Genomic DNA, 14,356 nt, shown 5'->3' with positions numbered 1-14,356 from the left:
AACAAGACAAATTAAAGGGGGATTTTGGGCAAGGGAATTATAAGACTTATAATACAAATCGATAATCAATCTGTCAGGTTTATTGAGGAATCTGTTCCACCAAAATTTCATTTCCAGCTTTGTCATAATAGGTACAGGTCATTTTATCCATACAGATTTCCCATTTTTCAATACCAAAAGTGGCACACATTTTAATGAACGTCAGGAAATCTGTCTTGCCTTGCTGATGCTCGATTAATTCCTTTTTGAACTCCTCGTCTTTTGAAATTTCGGCAATTACTAGAGGTTCATATTTTGCAGGTGCTTTTGCGGTATAATTATTTGCACCATGATAGTTGATATGACCATCTGTTACATAAGCTTCATAATGTGTGACACCCAATTTTTTAATTTCCCTGATGTAAGATGGAAATTCGGCACCTGATTTTACTTTGCTGTGTGCCTCTTTGATTTGTTCTACTGTAAACATTTTTTCTTGATTTTTAAGGGTTAAACTTTTTGTTGAATTACATGCAATCACACTGCTTAAACTTGCCAAAATGATTGCCGTTTTAAGAATTGCTTTTTTCATTGTTCTTGCATTAAGATTGTTATGCAAAAGTGCAACCGATAAAATCCGTGTCATTGTAAAAAATCGTTTTTCTACTATTTCTAATTTTCAATCAGATAATTATAATTTACATTTGTGTAATAGTAAAGAGTAATACCAAGATAATTTATGGAAACTATTATCAAGAAAAGTGAAATTATAGAACAGGAAAATAAACTCTATAAAGCAATCACCGAAAGTAATATAAACGCACTTGAAGAATTACTGCATGATGATTTGCTGTTCGTCATTCCAAGTGGTGAAGTAATAACCAAAGAAATTGATTTGAAAACCTATCGTGATGGGGCATTGAAAATTAACGAAATAAACTCCCAAATTGAAGCGTTCAATATCATCGAAGACATGGCTGTCATTATACTAGTAATGGAGTTAAAAGGAAGCTATAATGCCGAGAATTTTGAAGCCAAATACCGCTACATCCGTTTCTGGAAAAAATTTAAAGATGGCATAAAAGTAGTCGGTGGAAGTGGAATTGCAATCTGATTGGTTACAGCAACTATAAAAACCTTTTAAAATTTTCGGGAGTGTCGCCTGTAAACTGTTTGAAGTCTTTGATGAAATGAGCTTGGTCGAAGAAATTGTTTTCATAGCAAATTTCAGTCAGCGTTTTGGCTTCGTTCAAATTGTCAAGAACGGCATTAAAACGAACAATTGAGGCAAATTTTTTAGGTGTTGTTCCCACCACTTTCCTAAACCGCTTTTCAAAAGGACTCTGACTGATGAACAACTTTTCGTTGAGCTGGTTGATGCGAATTGTCCCGTTACTTTGGTAGATGAGCTTCACGGCTTCCACAATCAATTTGTCGGTTTGAATGTCTTTGAGTTGTCCTATTAGAAACTGCTCCACTATTTTTATCCTTTGATTGTCGGTAGAGGCCGATGCCAATTTTTCTTCTACTTCGGCTACACTGTTTTTATCAAATACATCCTCCAATGAAAGACTCTGGTTGAACAATTCATTGGCAGGATGCGAGGCAAAATGTGTGAAACCTATTTCGGTAAAGTAAACCAGTACAGTTTCAATGTTTGCCGAATTTTTAAATATCTTAAAACCATCGGTGATTCCTGTAATTCCAGCTGTAGTGAGTTTGCTTTCGGTACCGTTTTTCAAAGTAGCAAGTTGCCCTTTGTATTGAAAACCAATCACCAATCCAGAAGATGGAAAAACCTTGTACTGATTTTCCAATTCATTCTCCGACACTACAAAATACTTGATGTAGGGTTTTAGTTGCTGGATTGGTAGATGTTTTTCAAATTTCATTGGTTGGTTTGGTTTTTAGGATGTCGTGTAGGTATTTGTAGCTATTTTATCTTTATTGTCGCCGTTCTTCAACTATTAGCATTATTTATCTGTTCAACTGCTTTCTTTACGGCAAATTCATGTTTAATAGGTGTATAGTTGAAGTAGTTGTTGAATTTAGAACTATCAAAATAATAGGTTCTGTCGTATTGGTAATTCATCTCACCCAGCTCTTTCATTATCGGTACGAACAACCCGATTCCCTTTACCATCCAATTCGGCAGAACAGTATATTTATTTTCTTTGCCCATTTCTTTAGCAAAAAGGTCTATCCATTCTTCACCTGTTATTTTTTGAGGATCGGTTGGTAAATTCCAAATTTGATTGTAGGCTTCTGGTGTATTTCCAAGCATTGCAGTTCCTTTGGCAAGTTCAGGCACATAACCCATGCTGTGTACAAGTTTGGCATTGCAAAACCATTGTGCTTTTTTATCTTTCTTCAGATTGTCAAAAACAAGGTTCATCATGACACTTGTTTGGCTTGCCGTACCTCCAAAGAAATCGGGAGATCTTGCAATAATTGCCTGCAAATTATTTTTCTGCATGTTTTCCAAAATAATAAGGTCAACCTCTGCCCTGATTTCACCTTTCTTGCTGGTTGGACTTATACGAGCGTTTTCCGTAATATGGTTCACGTTGTTACCACCAATTGCATAAACATTGTCGAAAAATACCAGCTTGGAATCATGTTCCAAACAAGCGTCCACAACGTTTTGAATAAAAGGTATCCAGGATGCTTTCCATACACTTGTATTGTATTCAAATCCTACGGTTACATAGGTAATATCGGATCCCTTGACAGCCTTGAACACTTCCTCCCTCTTGGTCAGATCCGCCGGAAACAAGGTATCTGTTGGGTTTACTTTTTTGGGATTTCTACTCACCAACCTAATGTCTGACGTGTAATCTGCCAATGCCTTTGCAAGTTCAATACCAATTGCTCCACCTGCTCCTAAAATGGTCTGTTTCATAATTCTGTTTATTAATTGTAAATATTAAAAGTCTGATTTTTATACTACAAAGATAGGACGGCACTATCTGCAACAATTGTAAGAAAACGAAATCAGGATTTAGGATTGCAAATATCTTGTTGGAACTTCAGGTATTTGGTGGGGCTAAGATTTATGAAATGCTTAAAATCGTTTATGAGCTGACTTTGGTCATAATAACCGCATTGGGTAACCACCTCGAACCAATCTATTTTAGAATTTGTAAAAGCGATGGTATCAATGAGTGCTATTGCCTTTATAAAACGGAGGTAGCGGTTGTATTCCTTTGCAGAATACCCAAAGTGTTTCTGATGGTTCAGCTGGGTATTCCGTTCTGTTTGATTGTTCTCACTGGCAATGGATTTAATTGGATTTAAGGATTGATCCTTAAAGTTTATGATTTGTTCGGCAATCTTTGTTTGGTTTCCAAAATAAGGCACACTAAACTTTAAAATCTGATCAACTCTTGCCTGAACATTGTTGAGGCTGTTGAGTTCATTCCACAAAAGCATAAAAGAATCTTCCTTGACGGATTCATTGGGTACAATCGGCACATCCTCAGCAATAGTTGCATTTCCGAAGAAACGGAAAAAAGCATCGTCTTTAAAATTAACCAAAAGCATTTCTGCATTGGGAGGCAAAGAATACTCGATGATATGCTTCATGGGTCCCAACATTAGGTATTTGTCGACTTCTAAATAGGGATTTTGTTTAGATGTAAAATAAGGTTTTGCTCCGAAACTGAAGATTAAAATGGTTTGATAAGAGGGTATCAACTTTTTAGTGATGGTTGCACTGGTTTCGTTTTTTGCATAGTAAAAATGCGTAAACACATCTTCATATCCTTCCGGAATGGCCACTCGATAATTTATATAATCCGAATTTGTTTTTTCTACCATAACTATTGATTTGTTTTTTTAGTAAATTATCAAGGTACTACAACTAAATACGATAGCACAGTTTTACACTCTTTGCCACAAAGATTGAAAGCCTTGAACAAATCTAACAAAAACAAGTTCCAATTAATTCTCGAACAAGCAGAATTTTTAGTAGAACCAAAATCATAACGTTGTGATTCCTTTGGCATCAAAAAAAAAGAGCCATAAATATGCATGACTCTTTGGTTTGTTGTTTACTTCGAACACGTTATTCTACTTTTTCATCATATTTCAAAGCGAATTTTTCTACTTTTTCGCTGTCTAATTTACAATCTTTTAGTGTGCCATCTTCCAGCAACTTCTTAATCAACAGCTTTTTGGTAAAGATGTACGATTGAGAGGTGAAGGTAACCTTCTGCTCTAGGAAAGTAATTTTATTGTATAAGTCTCCGTATTTTCTAGCAAATTTCAGAAATACAATCTCTTCTCCCTCTAAAGTGCTTATGGATACATTGTTGGAATCTCCCCCAATTTTTAAGCAAGCTACTCCGTCAATTGAAACAATATCTTTCTTGATGTCAATTTTTTGAGCATTCATTAAATGTGTGAATGCAAAAATGGCAATAGCCGTCATAATGAATTTTTTCATAAGTGGTTTGTTTTAATTTTTGATAAAGTAGTTTATTTTAGAATAAAAAAGTAGCACCACTTAACTACGGATAGCGAGAAAAAATATTGCGTTTGTTTTTAAAACCTGCTCTGGTAAAACGACAAATGAAAGGGTGGTTTGCGACAATTGAGATTCTTGGAGCTTTTTCAAAAAAAAACTATCGTGTTTATTTTGATTTTTTAATACTCAAAGTTTTCTGTTTTATCCATTGAATTGAAATGTCAAAAGGTGTTGTATCGTTGTCAGATACCGTATTGTGTCCTAATGTTCAAAACAAAATATATTCAAAAGGCTTACCTTGAACTTTAAATGTGTTTAATTGCTCTATGCACAACTTTACAGGAATTTGTATATCCTTCTCACCAAAAAGCCAAAGTCCAGGAATCGAAAGAGTATTCAGAGAAAATTTTGGGTCAGTCGCCACGAATTGATACCGGTCTGGGTCATTTTTAATATGTTCACGAGCATCTGCTTCTGTATGATTTTCCCAAAAAGTATTGTTCCCGTTGGTATAAAACTGAAACCGGAGTTGTTCCAGAGTCGTAATCGTAGGGCAACTAAATAAAACCATAAATTCAATTTGTGGATTTTTGCTTGCAGTAATTGGAATTATCCAGCCTGCTTGACTGAACCCAACCAATCCAATTGGTGTTTTTTTGTCTTTCAAATAGGTCCGAAATGTATTTACAGCTGCATTTGCATCCTGCGATAATAAATTCAGATTAGTAGTGTCAATATTATTCGTGCCAACAGATGGTCCTGCATACACGCCTCCAGATGCTCCAACTCCACGTTTGTCATAAGTCAATACAGCAATACCTTCTTTGGCAAGACGTTTTGCGAACTCCATTTCTCTTTTTACTGGGTCAGACCCATGAACAATTACAACTGCCGCAAATGGATTTTTAGGCTTTAAGATTGAGCCTGCAAGAGTGATGCCCTGACTTTCAAACTTTACATCTTGAATGACAAAGTCCGTCGATTGCGAAAATACAGTTACGGGTAAGGTTATCAATAACAACCAAAGATATAAGTTGGAAAAAGAGTTGATTTTCATTTTGGAGTATTGTAAAAATTTTGAACGATTTTGATTTGCATTGTCTACAACTTACATTTATCGCTACCACAAGTTTATAGGGTATAGCCTCAAACAAAAATACATTTTAATTTTTTATACTTTGTGTTCACAATTTAAAAGCTAGCGTCAGCGGGTATGGATCGCAAAACCTCGCTAACTATTGTGGATATATGAGCGATCAGGTTATTCAAAATTATTTCTAAAATGTCTTACAAGTATTTCAGTAGATCTCAACAGATTTTTTAAGTAATCTATATGTAAAATTTCATCAAAAACTTCTATTGCGATATTATAGCTTAATTTAAATTCTAGATCAATTTGATATATAAAATCTTCTGTATGGAATTCGAAGAATTTTAATTTTGGTGTTACTGGTAATTGAATTTTAAACTTTTGGGTTTCGTTAATTTCTACATAATCGTCTTCGTCAAAATAGATTTTGCCATTTATATATAATTCATCAAACACAGCTATAAATGATGCCGGAATTCTATGCTTGTCGGCGTTATTAAGATATGTAATTATCGACAATACATATGATTCGCTTTTAAATCCTGGTAAGTTACCGAACATAAATGGTTGGGCAGAGAGTATTGTTTCTCTAGCTGGTAATGGAATCTGTTCTAAAATATCAATAGTAGAACGATCAAAAATTTCCCTGTTTTCACATATAGGAAAGGACAGTTTTCTAGGATTTTTCGGAGGATCATTATGAACTCGAGCAAGTGCATAAACTAAATTGTCAAGTATGCTTCGAAGGTTGTGAATAAATTCTCCGACTCTAACACTCAATTCTTCAAAAAAATTGTCTTCAGTGTAATCACCTACATAAAGATAGTAACCTAATTTATTTTCAAACTCATTACAAGAAAATTTTATTCTGTTGTCAGCTACAGATTTTTCTACCAATAAAAATATTTCATCAATTTGAACTTTAGCACGCTCAAGCTTTACATCAACTGGTCGTAGAAAATCTTTTTTCATTGATACTTTATTTTCGTTAGGATAATTTTCTGTTCGATGACTTCAGTCTGCCAAAAAAAACACGGTGTTCGAAATCTCTAGTTTTTTTTTTAGAAATCGTATTCGACTTGTTTAATCAAATCTTGTATTACGTCTTTTTGGGAATTTCCTTTTTTTAGTAATTCCATCATTTTTTCGGCAGTCTTTTGTATTTCTGTTGTTTCAGAACCATAACTTGCAGTTAAGTATCTATTTAAATAATAATCAATGTAATAAAATTGCTTTTTCTTTATATTATAAAAAGCATAGTTTCCCTCTTTATTTACTGCAACAACATACTTTTCAGTTTTCTTTGTTACGTCGTAATTATTCATAGTTTTTTCAATTGGATTTTTTGATGTTGAAAATTTGATAGTGCTATCGTCATAAATAACAGTCAAAATATATTCTCTTTCAGTCACAGTTGTCCCAAATTTTTGACTACAACTAATATCTGCTGTGCAGTTTTTCATTTCATCTTTAACAGCCACTACTGTTTTTACAGTTTTTGATTTTGCTTTGGTTTGAGAAAATGAAATTGCTGTTACAGACAAAAGGAAAAATGTGAATAGTATGTTTTTCATATTTTTTTGTTTTAATGAATTGAATTAATTCTTTGATAGTTTAATTTAGAAATTATACAGGATTAATTATAATCATCAAGTTCTACTTTTTTTACTTCTTCAAAACCTGTTATTTTTTTGAAATTCATTCTATGAACAAAGTTTTGCATACTATCAGAAGGATCTATCGAATTAAGATTTAATTTATTTAAGGTCGTTGAAGAAATTATTACAGAAACTATTGGAGCATTTTCTAAATGTCCTGTTTTTGGATTGAGTAATTCCGAAACTGCGTTAATTCTAATTTTATCCACTGGTAAATAAGCAAATACTTCTCTTGCAACTCTGATAATCGAGCTACAAATATAATCTTGATATAATTCATTAAATTTAGATTTGGCCATATTTTTTTTTGACATTTTACCAGTTGATGTTTGGCTCAATTCATAGTTAGGAATTACTTCTTGACTATTTATATATAACTCAATATCAATTTGTTCATTTGAAATATTAAAATCTATTTGAGATCCTAACTCTCCAATATCATCGAAAGGATTGAAGAATTGTAATGCTCTTAAATAAAGCTCAGGTTTCTTATTATCAATACCTTGAACAATTTCCTGTAACTCTTCCCAATCTTCTAAATCCTTTCTATACTGAATTAGTGCTAATTCGTAATTTTTTTCATCTTCTGATTTTGCAACCTTTAGTAGATATTCAAGATTAAGAATTTTTCGTTTAGTAGATCCAAATATTTTATCAAAAAAGGAAGGCTTGAAAGTATTTAACCTCTGTAGTGCGAAATCTTCTTTTGCCGATTTTTTAGATGGCTCGATGGGTACAGGATTATTTTTAATTTCATCCCAACTAATTTTTTCAGTACAATTTTTATGTACAGATTTTAATGTTTCTACATAAGAATTATAATCCCGAACTGCTTGAGCAATATCTGCTATATCTTGAAGCTTTTGTTGTTCTTTAAATCTTTTTGCTGATTCACGAGCTCTCCTTTGTTGATCTCGTTCCATTCGTCTAACTGCTGCTCCATATGAACGCATCGCACCTTTAAATGTTGTCATAATTATTTGATGTTTATCTTTTTAATTTCTTTAAACTACTAGTATAATAAACGCATTAAAAATTTAATTAATAATATCCAAACTTAAATCTTTTTCCTCAACCCTCCTTACGGTTTTCCGTAAAACCCTAAAATAAAACCTCTTAAACCAAAAACTCAACTTTTCCCTTCGTGTGTCCAACGTTTTGCTTGCGATATGCAATTTTCTTCTTGGGGTGAAAAAGTGTTCACTTGGTGTAGGCATATTTTTACTTGCAGTGTCCAAATTTCCAATAGGGTTGAACATTTTTTTGGTTGCGGTAAAGAATTTTCTGCTTGCGGTAAAGAATTTTCTACTTGCGGTGTCCAACTTTTCACTTGCGGTGAACAGCAGGCGAGTGTTTATGCGACTTGAGCACAATTTCGGGCTTTCATGTCAAAACATAATCACGATAAGACGACCGTTTGTCTTTATGTGAGTTACAATACTGCTTCGGATATAACTCTGAAAATAGCAAAAAAATAGTAGCTGCCGATTACCAATAAGGTATATGCCCGAAATTACCTCCAATAAAACAATGGCCTATTAAGGTTTGGCTTCTTAAAATAATGTTACGATTCACACCATAACTTTTCAACCAAAAGATTTATAAGTATATTTGGATGACCCCACAAATACAACCATTTATGAAACCTTATCTCCTACTCCTTCTGGCTTTTACCTTGCCTACAAACTGTTTTTCGCAAGACAAACTGATGCCACTCGACAAGGATCTGACCCAGGTGAACTATCCACACGAAGTGAAATTCCTTTCGTTTGAATCGCAAGGACAGCAATTGAAAATGGCCTATATGAATGTGGTTCCTGCAAAGGCAAACGGAAAAACGATACTGCTACTGCACGGAAAGAATTTTAATGCTGCCTATTGGGAAGAAACCATTGCCGCACTTACCAAAAAGGGGTTCCGCGTTATCGCTCCCGACCAGATTGGGTTCGGAAAATCGACCAAGCCGGAACATTACCAGTACAGTTTCAACCAGCTTGCCGAGAATACAAAGGCTATTCTGGACGATTTAAAAATCAATAAAGTTATGGTACTCGGACATTCAATGGGTGGCATGGTTGCTTCGCGTTTTGCCTTGAGCTATCCTGAACTGACCGAAAAACTCATCCTCGAAAACCCGATTGGCTTGGAGGATTATAAGCTTTTTTCGCCCTACCAAACCGTTGATGCCAACTACAAGGAAGAGCTAAAGAAGAATTTTGAAAGTTACAAAAGCTACCAACTGAAGTTTTATTACGACAACAAATGGTTGCCGAAATACGACCGTTGGCTAAACCTCCTGGCAGGTTGGACACTCCACAAGGATTATCCGATCATTGCCTGGAATGCAGCCCTGACCAGCGACATGGTTTTTACGCAACCTGTGGTATATGAATTCAAAAACATCAAATGCCCTACCCTGCTGATTATCGGAACCCGCGACCGAACGGCTATTGGAAAGGAAAAAGCCCCAAAAGACGTGCAACCCTTAATGGGACTCTACAACGAATTGGGAAAAAAGACACAGCAAGCCATTCCGAATTCGACTTTGATGGAATTGGACAATATTGGACATTTGCCACATGTTGAGGATTTTGATAGGTTTATACAGCCTTTGTTGGTATTTTTGGAGCGATAGTGACCATTTCAAAGAAAAGCATTTATTTAATTTTGCTGTAAATAAAACACCCTATGAAAAACATAATCTCCTTTTTGATGCTTCTGATCGTAGGAATACTACAGGCACAAACCGTTCAGGTAAATCCTGACGGAACACACACCATAATCCATCAAACGGACAACAATACTTCGGTTCAGGTGAATCATGAAGGAACTCATACCGTAATTCCAGGTAATGTAAAAGTAAATCCCGATGGTACACACACCGTGATTCACGAAGGAGAAGAAACTTCTGTTCAAGTAAATCCAGATGGCACCCATACGGTGATTCATAATAATGAAACGAATGCTGTTCAGGTAAATCTTGACAGAACACATACGAATCTTCCAAAACAGAAACAAGAGAAAAGAAGTAAGAGAAAAGATAAAAAATAAAAAATAATTATGGAAGAATTTAAAGACCAAGCCGAACAATTGTTCTACCACTATAAGGAAACCAAACTCCCTGTACCAAACTTGAGGCAACAGATGTTGGACAGTGGCTATATGGATACTGTTTATGACGACTTCAGGAGCGAGCTTATTGCCATTAAAAGTGGTATTGTTTCCTCGGCCGATGATGCACAGAAATGCAATGTTGTGATTGAGGAACTTGTACTAAAACTAAAAGATGTGGTGGAGGAATCACTTTAATTTCCCCACTCTTATCAACATCGGAAAGGTTACTTTTTTGTCGCTTTTTTTCCATGATATTTTCAATTCTTCCCTAATAATATCAATCGGATTTTGGTTGTGATGTGCTTTGTAATGTTCTACTGCCGACCAGGTTTCGAGGTAGCCGATGATCTGGTCGAAATTCCACGTAAAAACATTTGAAAACGTTTCGGTTTCCAATTCTTCAAACGGAAATGGTATGGTTTTGTAGTTTTCATCCAAGTATTTTCGTTCGGCATCCCAAAAAGGACCTACTATATTGTGATAGAAATCGAGCAGGATTTTATCGGTATCTGGGTTGGTTGAAAACAATCCGTAGCCGAGGATGGCGATGATGCCGTTTGGTTTTAGGATACGGTTTACTTCTGCATAAAATTTATTAAAATCAAACCAATGAACAGCTTGTGCAACGGTAATCAAGTCGAATTGCTTGTCGTGGAAATCCGTTTCCTCTGCAGATTGATTCTTATAGATTACATTGATGATTTTTGGGGCATGCTGAAGTTGGTTTTCGCTGATGTCGGTTGCATAAACAGTATGAAAATATTGCGAAAGAGCGATGGCCACTTGTCCGTTTCCTGTGGCAACATCGAGGGCGGTTTCCTTGTTTTTCACGAAGGACAACACATGGTTGATTAATTCCTGTGGATAATGCGGTCGGAATTTTGAATACTGTGAGGCTTGATTGGAGAAATTGTCTTTCATTTTTAATTTTAGATTGTAGATTTTAGATTTGGGATTTAGTTTTTATGATTTCCTCCTAGCCCTGATGTAAGGGAAAATCCTTTTTATTTTTTCTTTAAAAATAAAAAGATTTGGAAAGACAGCAGGAATATGGATTCTGAAACTGCCCAAACGATTTGCTCCTTAAAAAAGAATACCGTAAGTTACTACTTTTAGTCGGATTGAATTCACAAAAAACCTTAATTTATTGATGTATTTGAAGTTTTAACTATTGGCAAAACGATTATCTTTGCGGTAAAATCAAAACAAAAATGAAGACATTACAAACCATTATTGAACAGGCTTGGGAAGACCGAGCGTTGCTACAGGAAGAAACTACAATTGTTACCATCCGTAAGGTGATTGACCTCTTGGATGCAGGAAATTTGCGTGTTGCCGAACCAACTGCAAACGGATGGCAAGTGAACGAATGGGTGAAGAAAGCCGTGGTGATGTATTTCCCGATTCAAAAAATGGAAACTTGGGAAGCAGGTATTTTTGAATACCACGACAAGATGCTTTTGAAACGCGACTATGCGGAAAAGGGAATTCGAGTGGTTCCACCAGCTGTAGCCCGTTATGGATCCTATATTTCTAAAGGGGTAATCCTGATGCCGAGCTATGTGAACATTGGTGCGTTTGTAGATGAAGGGACGATGGTGGATACTTGGGCAACGGTTGGAAGCTGTGCTCAAATTGGCAAGAACGTTCACTTGAGTGGTGGTGTTGGAATTGGTGGTGTTTTGGAGCCTTTGCAAGCGGCCCCAGTAATCATTGAAGATGGTGCTTTTATCGGGTCGAGATGCATCGTGGTAGAAGGTGTTCGTGTAGAGACCGAAGCGGTTTTGGGTGCGAATGTATGCCTAACAGCTTCAACAAAAATTATTGATGTTACGGGAGATACGCCAGTGGAAATGAAAGGGGTTGTTCCTGCTCGTTCGGTGGTGATTCCGGGAAGTTATACAAAATCATTTCCAGCAGGAGATTTCCAAGTGCCTTGTGCCTTGATTATCGGAAAACGCAAGCCATCGACTGATTTGAAGACGAGCTTGAATGATGCTTTACGTGAATATGATGTGGCAGTTTAATTAGTATTCAGTGTTCAGTCGCAGTGTTCAGTCGCAGTTTTCAGTCGCAGTTTTCAGTAAAAATAGTGAGGATAGAATTTAGGGATTCCAAATCTAAAATCTAAAATCTAAAATCTAAAATTCAAATGAAGGTATTAGTGATTCAGCAGAAAATGATTGGCGATGTTTTGGCCAGCAGTATCTTGTGTAATAATTTGAAACTGCTTTATCCTAATGCCCAAGTGGATTATTTGATTTATCCGTTTACGACGCCTGTTGTAGAAAACAATCCTAATATTGACAACATTATTCCTTTTCAGGACGAATATAGAAAAAGCAAGAAAGCTTTTTTGAACTTTTTAGTGGGCATCCGAAAAGCCAAATACGACCTTGTGATTGATGCTTATGGCAAACTCGAAAGCAATTTGGTAGTGGGTGTTTCGGGTGCCACGACTAAAATTGGTTTTCATAAATCGTATACCAATTTTATTTATACCAAAACGGTTAAGGAAATTCCGCAACCGCTCACCAATGCTGGAACTGCCCTTGAAAACAGATTGAATTTATTGAGTTCTTTGAACCAGAATAATTCAAAACTGGACATCAAACCAAAAATATTCCTGACGGAAAAAGAAATTCAAAACGGAAAGCAAATCCTTGAGGACAACAACATCGATTTTTCGAAGAAGATTTTCATGATTGGTGTTTTAGGAAGTGGCAACAACAAAACGTATCCGTTTCCTTTTATGGCAAAAGTCTTGGATTTTATTGTTGAGAAAACCGATGCTACATTGCTTTTCAATTATATGCCTTCGCAGAAAAAGGAAGCAAGGGCCATTTTTGATTTGTGCAAACCCGAAACTCAAAACCACATTAAGATTGACGTTATTCCGGGAAGTATTCGGGAATTCCTATCGATTACCCAACATTGTGATGCCTTGATTGGCAATGAAGGTGGAGCTGTGAATATGGCGAAAGCTTTGGATATTCCGACTTTTACTATTTTTTCAACATGGATTATTAAAGAAGCATGGAACTCTTTTGAAGAGGGAAACAAAAATGTTTCGGTTCATCTGAAGGATTTTAAACCCGAACTCTACGGGGCAAAAACGGCAAAGGAGATGAAAAAAAGTGCCTTGAGTTTGTATGGATACTTTTCTCCAGAATTGTTGTTGCCTGTGCTGGAAAAATACTTAAAGGACAATTAGAGATTAAGATCGAGGCCGGTTGCAGTTCGAACCACTTTGTTCTTACGGGTATGCTCCCTAATTTCAAAATTCTTCTTCCAAGCGGCTTCACTGACGTAACCTCTTGAATGATCGAGGTGAACACATATAGCACTGTAGCGAATTTGCTTTGATTTCACTCCTTTATTGATTAGTCTTTCACCCAATTCCCTGTCTTCTCCTCCATACTGCATCTCTTGGTTGAACCCATTCACTTCGAGCAGGTCTTTTTTCCATCCGGAAGCATTGTGTCCGTTCCAAGTGGGTTTTGTTGGCGTTACCTTATTCAAAATTTTAGACCAAAAGCCTTTTGCCGCGACCTTATTATTTTTAAAATTTTTCTTCAAGCCTCTCGCCAAAAGCCAATCGAGTTTAAAACAGTTTTGTTCGATAATGTCTTGCTTTGTAATGGCTTGTGAGATGTCCATCGGTAACATAAAGTAACCTCCCGAGAGAAAATAACCTTCTTTGCGGTATTTTAGATGTGTGGTCACAAAATCATTCCTCGGAATGCAATCACCATCTGTGAATATTAAATACTCTCCAGCAGATGCCAAAATGGCTTTGTTTAGGATTTGTGTTTTTTGAAAACCGTTGTCTGGCTGCCAAACATGAATCAATGGCATTTGGATTTGTGGTCGTAGAGCATCTAGGAGTTCTTTGGTTTTTGGCCCCGAGCCATCATCTGCAATAATAATCTCAAAATCCTTTTCTATTTGAGCGCTAAATCCCCAAATGACTTTCTCTAGCCAAGCTTCAGCATTGTAGGTACTCAATATAACAGAAATTTTCATTTTTTTTTCGATTATTTAGAC

At 35.8% G+C, this 14,356-nt stretch carries 17 protein-coding genes; 6 read left to right on the top strand and 11 right to left on the bottom strand.

Annotated elements, in window-relative coordinates; genetic code table 11:
* Positions 1 to 79: 79 nt before the first annotated feature.
* Positions 80 to 625 carry a DUF1398 domain-containing protein gene (locus tag J2X31_RS08075; RefSeq protein ID WP_310025862.1) on the bottom strand — a complete coding sequence of 182 codons (546 nt, stop codon included), beginning with the start codon at positions 623 to 625 and terminating at the stop codon, positions 80 to 82.
* 93 nt (positions 626 to 718) lie between these two features.
* Between J2X31_RS08075 and J2X31_RS08070 the strand changes: the two genes are divergently transcribed.
* Positions 719 to 1,093 carry a nuclear transport factor 2 family protein gene (locus tag J2X31_RS08070; RefSeq protein ID WP_310025861.1) on the top strand — a complete coding sequence of 125 codons (375 nt, stop codon included), beginning with the start codon at positions 719 to 721 and terminating at the stop codon, positions 1,091 to 1,093.
* A 13-nt stretch (positions 1,094 to 1,106) separates the two neighbouring features.
* Here J2X31_RS08070 and J2X31_RS08065 read toward each other — a convergent pair whose 3' ends face one another.
* From J2X31_RS08065 to J2X31_RS08030, 8 genes are all read right to left on the bottom strand, one after another.
* On the bottom strand, positions 1,107 to 1,871 hold the full coding sequence (locus J2X31_RS08065) for a helix-turn-helix domain-containing protein (RefSeq protein WP_310025860.1): 765 nt from the start codon (positions 1,869 to 1,871) through the stop codon (positions 1,107 to 1,109).
* Positions 1,872 to 1,939: 68 nt separating this feature from the next.
* Positions 1,940 to 2,881: an NAD-dependent epimerase/dehydratase family protein gene (locus J2X31_RS08060; RefSeq protein ID WP_310025859.1), complete on the bottom strand. Its 942-nt coding sequence runs from the start codon at positions 2,879 to 2,881 to the stop codon at positions 1,940 to 1,942.
* 92 nt (positions 2,882 to 2,973) lie between these two features.
* The gene (locus J2X31_RS08055; protein ID WP_310025858.1) at positions 2,974 to 3,798 is read right to left on the bottom strand and encodes a helix-turn-helix domain-containing protein; all 825 of its coding nucleotides are present in this window, start codon (positions 3,796 to 3,798) and stop codon (positions 2,974 to 2,976) included.
* A gap of 247 nt (positions 3,799 to 4,045) precedes the next feature.
* Complete coding sequence (locus tag J2X31_RS08050; RefSeq protein ID WP_310025857.1) at positions 4,046 to 4,426, bottom strand: hypothetical protein; 381 nt, start codon at positions 4,424 to 4,426, stop codon at positions 4,046 to 4,048.
* Between the two features lie 289 nt (positions 4,427 to 4,715).
* Positions 4,716 to 5,504, bottom strand: a complete 789-nt coding sequence (locus J2X31_RS08045) for an alpha/beta hydrolase family protein (protein WP_310025856.1) — start codon at positions 5,502 to 5,504, stop codon at positions 4,716 to 4,718.
* Positions 5,505 to 5,708: 204 nt separating this feature from the next.
* The gene (locus tag J2X31_RS08040) at positions 5,709 to 6,509 is read right to left on the bottom strand and encodes a hypothetical protein (protein WP_310025855.1); all 801 of its coding nucleotides are present in this window, start codon (positions 6,507 to 6,509) and stop codon (positions 5,709 to 5,711) included.
* An 89-nt stretch (positions 6,510 to 6,598) separates the two neighbouring features.
* Complete coding sequence (locus J2X31_RS08035) at positions 6,599 to 7,111, bottom strand: hypothetical protein (RefSeq protein WP_310025854.1); 513 nt, start codon at positions 7,109 to 7,111, stop codon at positions 6,599 to 6,601.
* Between the two features lie 62 nt (positions 7,112 to 7,173).
* On the bottom strand, positions 7,174 to 8,169 hold the full coding sequence (locus J2X31_RS08030) for a hypothetical protein (RefSeq protein ID WP_310025852.1): 996 nt from the start codon (positions 8,167 to 8,169) through the stop codon (positions 7,174 to 7,176).
* Between the two features lie 665 nt (positions 8,170 to 8,834).
* On the opposite strand from J2X31_RS08030, the gene J2X31_RS08025 reads away from it, so the two are divergent.
* The 3 genes from J2X31_RS08025 to J2X31_RS08015 are packed head-to-tail and all read left to right on the top strand — an operon-like array spanning position 8,835 to position 10,504.
* Positions 8,835 to 9,830 carry an alpha/beta fold hydrolase gene (locus J2X31_RS08025; RefSeq protein ID WP_310025851.1) on the top strand — a complete coding sequence of 332 codons (996 nt, stop codon included), beginning with the start codon at positions 8,835 to 8,837 and terminating at the stop codon, positions 9,828 to 9,830.
* Between the two features lie 53 nt (positions 9,831 to 9,883).
* Entirely contained in the window at positions 9,884 to 10,246 is a 363-nt protein-coding gene (locus tag J2X31_RS08020; protein WP_310025850.1) for a hypothetical protein, read from the top strand.
* Positions 10,247 to 10,255: 9 nt separating this feature from the next.
* Positions 10,256 to 10,504 carry a hypothetical protein gene (locus J2X31_RS08015; protein ID WP_310025849.1) on the top strand — a complete coding sequence of 83 codons (249 nt, stop codon included), beginning with the start codon at positions 10,256 to 10,258 and terminating at the stop codon, positions 10,502 to 10,504.
* On the opposite strand, the gene J2X31_RS08010 is transcribed toward J2X31_RS08015, so the two are convergent.
* Positions 10,496 to 11,230, bottom strand: coding sequence for a class I SAM-dependent methyltransferase (locus J2X31_RS08010; RefSeq protein WP_310025847.1), 735 nt, complete (start codon positions 11,228 to 11,230; stop codon positions 10,496 to 10,498). The two genes, J2X31_RS08015 and J2X31_RS08010, sit on opposite strands and share 9 nt — an antisense overlap.
* Positions 11,231 to 11,520: 290 nt before the next feature.
* On the opposite strand from J2X31_RS08010, the gene J2X31_RS08005 reads away from it, so the two are divergent.
* Positions 11,521 to 12,336: a 2,3,4,5-tetrahydropyridine-2,6-dicarboxylate N-succinyltransferase gene (locus J2X31_RS08005; protein ID WP_310025846.1), complete on the top strand. Its 816-nt coding sequence runs from the start codon at positions 11,521 to 11,523 to the stop codon at positions 12,334 to 12,336.
* A gap of 125 nt (positions 12,337 to 12,461) precedes the next feature.
* Positions 12,462 to 13,523 carry a glycosyltransferase family 9 protein gene (locus J2X31_RS08000; protein ID WP_310025843.1) on the top strand — a complete coding sequence of 354 codons (1,062 nt, stop codon included), beginning with the start codon at positions 12,462 to 12,464 and terminating at the stop codon, positions 13,521 to 13,523.
* On the opposite strand, the gene J2X31_RS07995 is transcribed toward J2X31_RS08000, so the two are convergent.
* Positions 13,520 to 14,335 (bottom strand): glycosyltransferase family 2 protein, encoded by an 816-nt coding sequence (locus J2X31_RS07995; protein WP_310025841.1) that lies wholly within the window; start codon positions 14,333 to 14,335, stop codon positions 13,520 to 13,522. The genes J2X31_RS08000 and J2X31_RS07995 overlap by 4 nt on opposite strands.
* Positions 14,336 to 14,356 lie beyond the last annotated feature (21 nt).

Source organism: Flavobacterium arsenatis (genome assembly GCF_031456785.1).
GTDB lineage: Bacteria > Bacteroidota > Bacteroidia > Flavobacteriales > Flavobacteriaceae > Flavobacterium > Flavobacterium arsenatis.
The sequence above is the reverse complement of the archived record's forward strand: the minus strand, read 5'-3'. Positions and strand labels throughout refer to the sequence as shown.

What these genes read in the sequence shown, in the direction of transcription:
- J2X31_RS08075 (WP_310025862.1), bottom strand. Translation starts at nt 625, where the DNA reads ATGACACGGATTTTATCGGTTGCACTTTTGCATAACAATCTTAATGCA.
- J2X31_RS08070 (WP_310025861.1), top strand. Translation starts at nt 719, where the DNA reads ATGGAAACTATTATCAAGAAAAGTGAAATTATAGAACAGGAAAATAAA.
- J2X31_RS08065 (WP_310025860.1), bottom strand. Translation starts at nt 1,871, where the DNA reads ATGAAATTTGAAAAACATCTACCAATCCAGCAACTAAAACCCTACATC.
- J2X31_RS08060 (WP_310025859.1), bottom strand. Translation starts at nt 2,881, where the DNA reads ATGAAACAGACCATTTTAGGAGCAGGTGGAGCAATTGGTATTGAACTT.
- J2X31_RS08055 (WP_310025858.1), bottom strand. Translation starts at nt 3,798, where the DNA reads ATGGTAGAAAAAACAAATTCGGATTATATAAATTATCGAGTGGCCATT.
- J2X31_RS08050 (WP_310025857.1), bottom strand. Translation starts at nt 4,426, where the DNA reads ATGAAAAAATTCATTATGACGGCTATTGCCATTTTTGCATTCACACAT.
- J2X31_RS08045 (WP_310025856.1), bottom strand. Translation starts at nt 5,504, where the DNA reads ATGAAAATCAACTCTTTTTCCAACTTATATCTTTGGTTGTTATTGATA.
- J2X31_RS08040 (WP_310025855.1), bottom strand. Translation starts at nt 6,509, where the DNA reads ATGAAAAAAGATTTTCTACGACCAGTTGATGTAAAGCTTGAGCGTGCT.
- J2X31_RS08035 (WP_310025854.1), bottom strand. Translation starts at nt 7,111, where the DNA reads ATGAAAAACATACTATTCACATTTTTCCTTTTGTCTGTAACAGCAATT.
- J2X31_RS08030 (WP_310025852.1), bottom strand. Translation starts at nt 8,169, where the DNA reads ATGACAACATTTAAAGGTGCGATGCGTTCATATGGAGCAGCAGTTAGA.
- J2X31_RS08025 (WP_310025851.1), top strand. Translation starts at nt 8,835, where the DNA reads ATGAAACCTTATCTCCTACTCCTTCTGGCTTTTACCTTGCCTACAAAC.
- J2X31_RS08020 (WP_310025850.1), top strand. Translation starts at nt 9,884, where the DNA reads ATGAAAAACATAATCTCCTTTTTGATGCTTCTGATCGTAGGAATACTA.
- J2X31_RS08015 (WP_310025849.1), top strand. Translation starts at nt 10,256, where the DNA reads ATGGAAGAATTTAAAGACCAAGCCGAACAATTGTTCTACCACTATAAG.
- J2X31_RS08010 (WP_310025847.1), bottom strand. Translation starts at nt 11,230, where the DNA reads ATGAAAGACAATTTCTCCAATCAAGCCTCACAGTATTCAAAATTCCGA.
- J2X31_RS08005 (WP_310025846.1), top strand. Translation starts at nt 11,521, where the DNA reads ATGAAGACATTACAAACCATTATTGAACAGGCTTGGGAAGACCGAGCG.
- J2X31_RS08000 (WP_310025843.1), top strand. Translation starts at nt 12,462, where the DNA reads ATGAAGGTATTAGTGATTCAGCAGAAAATGATTGGCGATGTTTTGGCC.
- J2X31_RS07995 (WP_310025841.1), bottom strand. Translation starts at nt 14,335, where the DNA reads ATGAAAATTTCTGTTATATTGAGTACCTACAATGCTGAAGCTTGGCTA.